The organism is Nostoc mirabile CHAB5784 (assembly GCF_020829645.1).
GTDB classification, from domain to species: domain Bacteria; phylum Cyanobacteriota; class Cyanobacteriia; order Cyanobacteriales; family Nostocaceae; genus Nostoc; species Nostoc mirabile.
This window is the reverse complement of sequence record NZ_JAIVFS010000064.1, coordinates 36726-47861: the sequence shown is the minus strand read 5'-3', so window position 1 is coordinate 47861 and position 11136 is coordinate 36726. Positions and strand designations below refer to the sequence as shown.

General features: G+C 36.6%; 6 protein-coding genes and 1 pseudogene. All 7 read right to left on the bottom strand.

What is annotated here, in order from left to right; genetic code table 11:
• Positions 1-82: 82 nt before the first annotated feature.
• Positions 83-436, bottom strand: a complete 354-nt coding sequence (locus tag LC653_RS29650; RefSeq protein WP_229498222.1) for an aromatic amino acid lyase — start codon at positions 434-436, stop codon at positions 83-85.
• A gap of 54 nt (positions 437-490) precedes the next feature.
• Positions 491-1591, bottom strand: a complete 1101-nt coding sequence (gene aroF, locus LC653_RS29645) for a 3-deoxy-7-phosphoheptulonate synthase (RefSeq protein WP_229498221.1) — start codon at positions 1589-1591, stop codon at positions 491-493.
• Between the two features lie 639 nt (positions 1592-2230).
• Positions 2231-2361, bottom strand: a pseudogene (locus tag LC653_RS29640) (transposase); the annotation flags it as partial.
• A 437-nt stretch (positions 2362-2798) separates the two neighbouring features.
• Complete coding sequence (locus LC653_RS29635) at positions 2799-2984, bottom strand: hypothetical protein (RefSeq protein ID WP_229498220.1); 186 nt, start codon at positions 2982-2984, stop codon at positions 2799-2801.
• Positions 2985-3021: 37 nt separating this feature from the next.
• Positions 3022-5202 carry an AAA-like domain-containing protein gene (locus LC653_RS29630; RefSeq protein ID WP_308189162.1) on the bottom strand — a complete coding sequence of 727 codons (2181 nt, stop codon included), beginning with the start codon at positions 5200-5202 and terminating at the stop codon, positions 3022-3024.
• Between the two features lie 23 nt (positions 5203-5225).
• Positions 5226-5594 carry a response regulator gene (locus LC653_RS29620; RefSeq protein WP_229498219.1) on the bottom strand — a complete coding sequence of 123 codons (369 nt, stop codon included), beginning with the start codon at positions 5592-5594 and terminating at the stop codon, positions 5226-5228.
• Between the two features lie 168 nt (positions 5595-5762).
• On the bottom strand, positions 5763-11135 hold the full coding sequence (locus LC653_RS29615) for a trifunctional serine/threonine-protein kinase/ATP-binding protein/sensor histidine kinase (RefSeq protein ID WP_229498224.1): 5373 nt from the start codon (positions 11133-11135) through the stop codon (positions 5763-5765).
• Position 11136: the final 1 nt, after the last annotated feature.

The window sequence follows — 11136 nt, the reverse complement described above, 5'->3', positions numbered from 1 at the left end:
GCATCGCAGTACTGATCTACCACGGTGATCGTGGAGGTAGCCGTTCTTGAACCCAATTAAATACCCTTGCTAAGTTAAACTGTTAGTAATTAATTATACTCTCATGAGAGTAATAAAAGAGCGTTAGGTTGTTTTGCAGCAGAGCGGCAGATTCTTTAGATATGACGACATTTGCCATGCCACCAAAACCACTTGTCACACCGTAAATGGGCGCTCCTGTTTCTACAGCGTTGTGAATGTAGTCACAGGATGCTTGAACACCTTGTAGCGCATCATGATTATCAGTTATGCAAATTGGTACTCCATAACGTGCAACGCTGACTACTTCATCTATTGTTAGGTCATGATTGTCAACAGTTACAGTTTTACTGGGATTGCCAACAAAGCCTGATATCGAATGAGAGGTTGTGTTTTTAGTTGTTGATGTAATATGCATTGAAGACTTTTTTCCTATCGTGGTGAATAACTGTAGATTGCAGCTCCTGTTTCTTTAGATACTGATGGGGCTGGCAACTCTCGTGCTTATTTTTGGTGTTGTAAGTGGATAATTGTTTTGAGTCCAACGACCAAAGAATTTACCAAGAACAGCCATTTCTTGCATTAATTGGTCAAATGCTTCCAAAGTTAGAGATTGTGGACCATCTGAAAGCGCTTTGGCTGGATTGGGATGAACTTCTATCATCATTGAATCTGCACCAGCGGCGATCGCTGCCATAGTCATGGGTAGCACAAACTCAGATTTCCCTGTAGCATGGCTGGGATCAATCATAATTGGCAAATGAGTTAGCGATCGCAATACTGGGATTGCAGATATATCCAGGGTATTCCGTGTATATTGGCGATCAAAAGTGCGAATCCCCCGCTCACACAAAATCACATTGGGATTATCCGCTGCCAAAATGTATTCCGCTGACATCAACCAATCTTCAATTGTGGCTGCAAGTCCACGCTTCAATAGTACTGGCTTACCTGTCGCTCCTACTTTCTTGAGTAGGGAAAAATTCTGCATATTACGAGCGCCAATTTGAATTACATCTGCCACTTGAGCTACCTTGTCTAAGTCAGCTGTATCCATGACTTCTGTAATAATCCCTAAGCCTGTAGCTTCTCTAGCTCTAGCTAATAACTCTAAAGCACTTTCACCATGACCTTGAAAAGCATAGGGGGAGGTGCGGGGTTTATATGCTCCTCCTCGTAAAAACTGCGCTCCTGCTGCTTTGACTCGCTGTGCTGTTTCTACAATCATCTCTTCGTTTTCTACAGAACAGGGTCCAGCTACTACGACTAAGGGATGGTTTTGACCGAAGATTACAGGTTTATTTGGTGTTAATACAACTACCTCACTAGCTTCACCATAACGAAATTCTAAAGAAGTCCGTTTAAATGGCTTATTCACCCGAATTACCTGCTCAATAAAAGGGCTGATATTTTGAATTTGTTTTGTGTCAGTTTCTGCCGTTTCACCTACTAAGCCAATTACTACTTTATGCTCACCTTGGCATATTTGTGGCGTGATTTTATAACGACCAATTTTTTCAACAACACGCTCAATTTCTACTGATGGTGTCCCTAATTTCATGACGATAATCATTGCTTTGAATCTCCTATAAATATTGCAATCATTTCTTTAGTTAGAGTTCCTAAGTTTGAGGATGTTGTTTATCGAATCCTCAAATATTAATCAGTCTAGTTTTTTCTTTTTATGCAAAATACTATCAGGGCGGCCGCATCATGTCAATAAGCAAAGTATATTCTCAATAGAGTGAAAAGTAATGTCATTAACTTTTGCTTACTGCGAAAGCTTTAGGCGTTGGCGTCGTCCGCCGCAGGCATCGCTTTGGGGCTTAAAAAATAATCAAACGCGAAAGGAAAGATTTTTTCGTTGGTTCTTAACCTTCGTTGTGATCAAGAGTAATTTAGATGCGTTTGCGCTGCTCTTATGACCCTAAAAGAAACAAATTAATGCCTGATGATTAGAGGTACATGAATGTAAAACTAAGTAGGTAAGAAAAAACTAAGTTATGTGAAAACAAGTAAATCCGGAGAAGAAATTTCTCAACATAGCTAAAACATGGGTGCTTGTTTAAGTATCTTCCTAATTATTATGACATTATTCTTGATTTAAGTTTGTTCCAAACCTCATATAAAATTTCATATAAAACTCATGATTATTATCAATAATATAATTAACTTTTAAGAGGATATTTTAAAAGTTGAAGCGGATCAAAAATTATATGAGTTGTCGAACCATAATACGTATCATCGCAGTATAAATAAAAGTATTTAAGGTTTATGTAGTCGTTCATAATCTTTGCTTAAACGCCGACACCAATTAAGCCAACCAAAAGTTCGCTCTACAACCTAGCGCTTAGGTAAAGAGGCGAAATGAGCAGTGATTCCGAAACTTAAGCTAAGGACTTGATAAGTCGCTATCAATATTGCGTAGCTTGCCACCGCAGGCATCGCCAGGGATGAAACCGTACCAATTGAAGCCTCTGAAGTGCGGACACCGAGATAACGGCAAAATGGAACACGTTGTAAACAAATATTGCGGGACGTACTTTAGTAATTTACTAACTTGCCCAAAAATGGTGCTGAGAGGCTGTTTGAAAAGTCCTTTTGTTAGTAGCAAAAAGTTTTAGATCCCCCTAAATCCCCCTTTTCAAGGGGGACTTTGATTCTAATTCCCCCCTTTTTAAGGGGGGCTAGGGGGGATCAACGAGTACTTAAAATCACAGCTAACCACTTTTCAAACAACCTCTGAGACTCACAAGGTAATGATGTTTACAAATTTCAGATTAAGCCTTGTAAGCTTTCTTACAATAGCCCTTCATTTTTAAAACATCTCCTAAAAGCTGCTTTGGGAAATCTACATGGAGTTGCGAAAATTGACGCTGGCTTGTCTGATTTTTATTTAGCTGACGAGATTCAAGGTACTTATCGCGGCATGATGGTTCCAATTCCAGCACATCATTGGCAAACATTAAGACATTTTCTCCTTTAAGTGACAAAAATCCGGGTTCAGATATGCAGATTAATCCAACTGCTGTCAAATACCAATTCATAAATACGGTTATGAACTTTTAGAGAACCCTGTTGCTTGACCACCAGCCCTGATAAGAGCAATTCTTTTTCTTCTGGACTATCAACTGAGACGACTTCTTTTTGATGCCAAATTCTTCGATAGAGTTTGAGTAGCTCTACAGGCCTACATTCACTTTTAAGGATGCGATCGCGAATTGTTCTCAAATGCTCTGGCTGATCTTGAGATTCCCAGTTTTCAATCAAATGCGTTTGCACTAAGTTCTTAATCCTTTCTGCCTCACAACTAACAGGAATAGAGAATGAAGAATTACGGATGATCTGACAAAGCTTTTGAGTAAGAAAAGGCTGACCACTTGTCCAAGCTAACATTTCTTTCAGTACTACTTGGGGATTCCTAACCTTATCTGTTAATCCTTGAAGTAAAGGTTGGGCTTCATGTTCTTTAAAACCTTCTAAGTGAATTGCTTGACCAATATTAAAAGGTGTTCTCTTGTAGTCACTTGTTAAATCAGAAGGTGTAACAACACCAAATAGAGCAAAAGTTAAACGTCGATAGTTTGGATTAATACTTCGTTGGTTATAACAAAAGCGAATTAAAGTAAAAAAGTCATTAACGGGAAATTTTAAGCCCAAGGTGCTATCAATTTCGTCTAGAAAGATAAAAATTTTTTCAGTTTTAACGTAATTTAAAATAATATCTTCTATAAATCGACTCAAGCACTGGATTGGCGATAAATCTTTTTGCTCATTCCACCAGGCTTTAAAATTCACTGTTTCTAGTAGATTAAAGCTTTGCCACAACTCGACTGCTAATCCTTTATACCACTGAATAGGAGTAATGTTTTCACTGCCAAGACGAGTCATGTCAATGGCTGCACAGCTGAAACCTTCTTGCTGAAGATGATGCATCATACGCACCATGAGGCTTGACTTGCCCATTTGCCGCGCATTCAGAATGTAACAAAAATCCCCAATCTTTAACGCTTTATAAAGATAACGGTCTGCGGAACGCACCACATACGTGGGAGCATCCATTGGTAAACTACCACCAACTTGATAATCATAGGTTGAAGGTTGCTCCGCATTCCTGAGTAAGGCATTTTCAAATATCAGTTTATTTTGAGTAACTTTCAGAACTTCTAGCGTTTGTGATAGTTCTTGAGTGCGTTCTTCAACTTTTTGTTCTAGGGTACGGTTGGATTCGGCTAATGCATCTTTTGCCTGCTGTAAGGCAACATTTTTAAGTGTTAATTCCTGTGTAAACTGAATCCGTTCAGCTTCTGCTTTTCTGCGTTGGCTAATATCTTGAAAAGCAGCTATGGCATAGATAATTTGACCATTGTCATCAAAAATCGGTGTAGCTGAGACTTCTAAGGGAGTAATCTTGGCTGCTTGGCGAATTTCAATATCGTCCACAGAGACGCTTTCACCACTTAACGCTCGCACAATGGGCTGCTGCTCAGTGGGGTACAACTGCCCTGTCCCTGCCAAATAAGCTTGATAAATTTCGTTTAATCGATTGTTAGTGACTTCTGTTACGATTCCCTTGCCAAGTATCTGTTGTGCATTTTGATTAGCGTAGTAAGATTTGCCATTGCCATCAATAACAAATACCCCCACTGGTACAGCTTCTAAAAATTGAGCAAGCCTGCTCTCACTTTCACGCAATGCCTCTTCCGCCTTTTGGCGCACGGCGATCTCTTGTTGCAGATTGAGCAATAATTCTGCTTGAGCTTGCTGTGCTAAACGCTCCTCTTCCCAAGCTGCTTTCATCTGCTGCACGTGTTGCAGAGTTTTGTTAGTAGTAACTTCTAAATCTTGAAGATCGAGCGGCTTAGTCAGGAAATCAAAAGCACCGCGATTCATCGCTATTCTGATATTGCCAATATCATTATAAGCAGAAATAATAATTGTTTTAATGAAGGGATATAACTCATTCAATTTATTTAGTAAAGTTAACCCATCCATTTCGGGCATATAGATGTCAGTTAATACTATATCGATATTTAGTTCAGCTTCTAATTTCTCAAGAGCTTCAAAACCATTGTGTGCAAAAATAAACTCAAACTGCTTATTTCTGATTTCTTTCTTAAACTTCTGGCGGATTAAATATTTTATATCAGGCTCATCATCTACAACCAGTATTTTTACCGACATTTTTATTTCCTATGTTATTTGATTTATAAATTTAATATTTTTGTTTTGAGTGTATTAAATGCAATTGGTTTTATAATATAATCATCAGCTCCATATTCTTTAGCAATTATGTAATTACTCTCGTCGTTATATGCACTAATCATAAATACTTTTAAATTAGGAGAAATTGTTTTGATAATTTTGAGCATTTCTAGCCCGCTCATACCCGGCATATTAATATCTGTTAAAATTAAACTGATGCAATTATTTAATTCTCTTTGTAAATATTGTAGTGCTTCTTCTGCTGAAAATGCAAAATGTAATTGAATTTGGTTGTTTTTAATTTCTTTGCGAAATTGCTGTTCAAACAATAACTGAATATCTTGTTCGTCATCTACAACTATTATTTTCATGAGAACAATCCATTAAAAATCTGCCTTACATATAAATACTACAATGAATCATGAGAAATTTTCAGACGATTCAATTCATTTTATAGCAGGTGCCAGGTGCCAGGTGACAGAGTTAAAGTCCTTTCGTGTCTAAATTTTATCGTTTATCGATGTCCTAACTACCTTGGCTTAAATATTATTCTGATTTGGTAGATCCTTAGGTAAATTGATGATGAAAATTGTATAATTTTTAACTTTAGATTCTACTCGTATTTCTCCTTGATGCCCCTGCACAATAATATCGTGGCTAATTGATAAACCTAAGCCTGTTCCTTCACCTGTAGGTTTGGTGGTGAAAAAGGGATTAAAAATTTTATCGACAACTTCCTGAGAAATACCATTGCCGTTATCTTGAATACGTATTTCTACTTTTTCAGCCAAATCCTTAGTTTTAATCGAGATTTTTGGCAAGAATCCTGCTTCTACTTCTTTCTTTTTCTCATTGGCTGCATAGCAAGCATTATTAATGATATTAATGAAGGCACGGCTAATATCTTGCGGTATGATATTCAACTTAGGAATTTGTTGGTCATAATTTGTTTCGATGGCGACTTGAAAAGAAGGATCTTTGGCACGCATCCCATGATAAGCCAAATTTATAGACTCTTCTAACAAAGCGTTGATATCATTTAGTTGTCGTTTGCCGAGTTGCCCTCTAGAGAGCATAAGCATTCCATTGACGATATCATTTGCTCTTTTACCATGCTCATTTATTTTTTGAGCGTTTTTGCTCAGATCATCTAAAATTTCTTCAATGTTTTCTCTGCTTTGTGACTCTAATTGATCTTTTTGAGTTTCTAGCTCTTCAAGCAATTCCTGGGTTAATTGCACAGAAAGTTCGGCAAAATTGTTAACAAAGTTTAAGGGATTTTTGATCTCATGGGCAATACCTGCTGCTAATGCTCCTAAAGAAGCTAATTTTTCTTGAGCAATAATTTGGTCTTGTGTGGCTTTGAGCTTTTGCAGGGTGCTGGCTAATTCCTGATTTTTGTCTCGTAATTCCTGGGTTCTGGCTTTTACTTTCTGTTCTAGAGTTCGATTGTAATCCTCTAATTGCTCGTAAAGGCAAGAATTTTCAATGGAGATAGCTGCTTGAGTAGAAAGGATTCTTAAAATTTCAACTTGTTCAGGAGTAAATGCACCCGTTGTTAAATTATTTTCTAGATATAAAATACCGCTCAGTTTGCCTTGATAAAGCAGAGGAGTGCAGAGAACCGATTTAGGTTGATTTACTACAACGTAAGGATCACGGATAAACTCTCCTTCATGAACTGCATCATTTAAAACTATATCCTTTTGAGTACGAGCAACATAATTGATGATAGCAGCTGATAAGGGAGGTGTTTGGCGATCGCTATCTGATGAGTTAACTGGAATCGACTGCATAATAGTAACGCTATCAGAACTTACCGATCCTTGAGCTCCAATTACCCACTCACCTGCTTTGTCGAGAATTAAATAGCCTTTTTGAGCACCTGCATTCTCGATCACAATTTTCATCAACTTTTCCAGCAATTTGTTCAATACAATTTCACTGGCTATAACTTGCGATGCTTTCACAACTGTTTTCAAATCCAGTACTTCTGAGCTAGTTTGTTCACTGGTAGTTTTAAAACTAGGTTTTCCTGGTGCTATGATCTCAGATTTGATAGCTAGCAAATTAGGATATCTATTTTCTAAATCTTTAATTTTAGCTGCTGCTCCCCATTTGAGATAGCAATACCAGGCATCGGTCATATAAATTTGAGCGATTTTGTTGAGACCATTAGCTAAATAGAACTTCGCCGCTAGTTCATTAGCTAGTGCTTCTTCATTGCAATATTGATTTTCTTTAGCTAACTCAATAGCGCGATTATAAAATTCCATCGCTTTTAGCGCATCTCCTTTCACACGATGCTGCTCTGCTTCTACTAAGTAAAATTTATGCAAGTAATTTATCGAAGCATAACGCGTCCAATTTCGCATTTTCTCTTGATGTTCTGTAACTTTTACTAATATTTGCTGTTTTTGAGTTTTTGATGCAGAGTCATAGTTAGCAAGGCGAGCTAGGGAATCATAAAAATAAAATAGAGAAATCAGTAATGTAGCAGTTGCTCCATCTAGATATTGTTCTGCTTTTTCAGCATTTTCAACAGCTAGAGAATAATCTCCAAAAAGATAACATAGGTACAGTTTATTAAAATATAAAGCGCAAAGGGCATAGCGATCGTTTGTCTTGAGATGAAGCGGAAGCATAATTTCTTCATTGTATGCTTCTCCTAACAAACGGTAGGGAGATTCAGCACGCCCCATCAAGTTTAAGACAGTCTGACCATAAATATTATTGTAATTGAGGGTACCTTCTTGTTTTAGTTGGCTAAGAGTTTGACTGTAGCTAGCTATTTCTAATGCCAAATTATTAAGTTCTTGTCCTACAAAAATTGAATGGAATGAGTATATAAAAGCACAGGTAGTTCCATAATATAAATCTCCCATTTCTAAGCCAATTTGATAGGTAATTTGCAATAGCTTTAAAGAGGATCTAATCGGTTCTTTCCAAATACTAATAGTTGCGTAAAACACAGCCTTGATTTTAGAAATAAGTTCTTTAGCATGAAATTTATCCACCAAATTTAGAGCTAGGCAACCAAATTGATAACCTTCCTCAATTTCATCTAATACACCACACAGAATTAATCCGTAATTAACATAAGCAAAAGCAGATAGAGAAGTGTTCCCATATTCCAGCGATAAATTTACCTGTTTAGAAACTAGTAATGGTAACAAATTAGAAGCAGCAATATAGATAGAAGAAAATATGCAACTTGTCACTCTCATTACCGCTAATTTGTACGGTTCGTTCATTTGGGGCAAATTAATTAAATCCTCGATACATTTACCCGCTAAATTTGTTCGAGTTTTTTCTAATTCTTGTTGAATATCTAATGGTTGAACTAATTCGGGAAAATCAATTCCTAAAGTATGCAACACGGGCAATGCAGTCTTAATAGCTTCTAGCTCTTTATTTTGGGCTTGTAAAGCTTCAATATTGACTTCATATACTTTTAGCTTATCTAATGAAGTTTTTGCTTCTGTTAACACCACTAAAGTTAATTTTTCCATCTGTTCAAAATTTCCATTTAAATATGCTACCTCCGTTGCTTCCACATATATATTTAGTTTCAAATTGTAGTTTTTTTGCCAACTTTTATCTTCTAAAAGTTCCTGCCCTACTTTTAAATATTTGAGTGCGGCTTCGTAAGCCATTGCTGCTTTGGCTTTTTGTCCTGCTAGTAAATTGAGTGCTGCAACTTTAATTTGTTCTTGTTGATCAGTAATAAGTTTACGCCCTACATTAAGATGATCGACAATCTCAAATATTTTTTCAGATAAATCTTCTGCTTGAGTATTCTTCCATAGCAAACGGCCAATTTTTAAGTTAATAGCTGGATTTTGTTGTTCATCAATGAGAATATTAGCTGCTTGCTGGATGCGGTCATGCCCGAATTTATAATTTTGAATTAGTAGTTGTTCGTTTAATTCTGACACAGGAATAATTAAACCTGTATCAATTGCTGGAACTAAACTTTTGAAAATTTCCGTTTCTGGTTTTTTACAAACTATAGAAATTGTATATAAGTTAAATTCTGCTCCCATACAAGATGCTACAATTAAAATTTGTTGAGTAGCTTGTGGCAATTTTTGCATTTGAACGAGCATTAATTCAACTACATTATCAGTAATGTTTAACTCTTCAATCAATTTTATATCCCAATGCCAAGAGGGTTTTTGATTTTTATCGAATGAATCATGCTTATATACAAGCAAGTCATTTGAATGAATTGTTTTTAAAAATTCATTAACAAAAAAAGTGTTGCCATTAGTTTTTCGGTAGACTAATTCTGCTAAAGGTTTTATATATTTTATTTCACTGAAGATTGCATCTGCAATTAATTGATTAATATGATGTAATTCTAGTGGCTTTAAAATAATTTCATTTATAATTATTCCTGCTCGTCGTAAATTTATAAGAGTATTTTTTAAAGGATGAGCGTGGTTGACTTCGTTATCTCTATAAGCTCCAATGAGAAATAAAAATTTAAGTTTTGCATCCATCATAATCAATTCTATTAACTTTAGGCTGGCCGAATCTGCCCATTGTAAATTATCAAGAAAGATAATGAGAGGTTGCTCAGGGGAACAAAATACGCGAATAAAATTTTTAAAGACCAAATTGAAGCGATTTTGAGCTTCTGTTGCTCTTAATTCTGATACGGGTGGTTGCTTGCCAATGATTAATTCGACTTCGGGAATAACATCTATAATTATCTGTCCATTAACTCCTAAAGCAGTTAAAAGCTTTTCTCGCCATTGATTCAGTTGTGCTTTACTTTCACCTAAGAGTTGCTGTACCAAGTTAGTAAAGGCGTTGACAACCGCAGAGTAGGGAACATTACGTTGAAATTGATCAAATGTACCTAAGATAAAATAGCCTCGTTTTTCAGTTAGAGGTTTATAGAGTTCTTGTACTAACCTTGTTTTTCCAACCCCAGAATACCCACCTACTAGCATAAGTTCCGTTACGAATGGTTTGGCTTTTTCTGGTGCTGTTACTCTTTCAAATGCTGCGATTAGGGTTGAAATTTCTGCATCTCTACCATAGAGTATTTGAGGAATTTGGATCTGTCCGGTAATATCTTTAGTGGCTAGGGGAAAGTCTACTATTTTACCTGTAGATTCAAATTGTCTGAGGCATTCTTCTAAATCAGCTTTAATACCGTAGGTACTCTGATATCTTTCTTCAGCCGTTTTGGCCATCAGCTTCATCACTAAATTAGAGACCACCAAAGGAATGTTAGAATTGAGTAAATGAGGAGGTATGGGTTGTATAGCTAGATGGCAGTGAACTAACTCCAAGACATCAGTTCTCTCGAAGGGTAATTGTCCTGTCAGCAGTTGGTAGAAGCTAACGCCGAGAGAATAGAAATCGGTGCGGTAGTCTAAAGGGCGATTCATTCGCCTGGTTTGTTCAGGGGAAATATAGGCTAAAGTGCCTTCAATAATGTAGGGATTTTTGAGGCTAGGATCTTCTCGTTTGAGTACGGTAGCAATACCAAAATCAATGATTTTGAGTTGTTTAGTGGCGGGATTGAAAACAATATTAGCTGGATTAATATCTTTGTGAATTAAATGGGCTGCATGAATATTACCTAAACTTTTAACTATCTCAATAGCAATAGGAAAAAAAATTTCAAATCTAAGAGGTTGTTCTTTGAACCATCGGTCTAAAGATATCCCCCCAAAATCTTCTAGGATCATAACCAGCGTTCTCTGATAAGAGCCTAAACCATAAACTTTTATTGCTCCTTCAAAATTAAGATTGCGCGTAATTTCATATTCCTGCTTATAGCGAGCAAGTTCTTGGGTAGTAGAATAGTCTTGCTTTAATACTTTGAGGATAACTGGCTGATTGTCAGATTCTTGAATAGCCCGATAAACTTCTGAATTATTGCTTTCGGACATT

Coding starts and splice junctions, on each gene's coding strand:
- LC653_RS29615 (WP_229498224.1), bottom strand. CDS start 11,135: ATGTCCGAAAGCAATAATTCAGAAGTTTATCGGGCTATTCAAGAATCT.
- LC653_RS29650 (WP_229498222.1), bottom strand. CDS start 436: ATGCATATTACATCAACAACTAAAAACACAACCTCTCATTCGATATCA.
- LC653_RS29635 (WP_229498220.1), bottom strand. CDS start 2,984: ATGTTTGCCAATGATGTGCTGGAATTGGAACCATCATGCCGCGATAAG.
- aroF (WP_229498221.1), bottom strand. CDS start 1,591: ATGATTATCGTCATGAAATTAGGGACACCATCAGTAGAAATTGAGCGT.
- LC653_RS29620 (WP_229498219.1), bottom strand. CDS start 5,594: ATGAAAATAATAGTTGTAGATGACGAACAAGATATTCAGTTATTGTTT.
- LC653_RS29630 (WP_308189162.1), bottom strand. CDS start 5,202: ATGTCGGTAAAAATACTGGTTGTAGATGATGAGCCTGATATAAAATAT.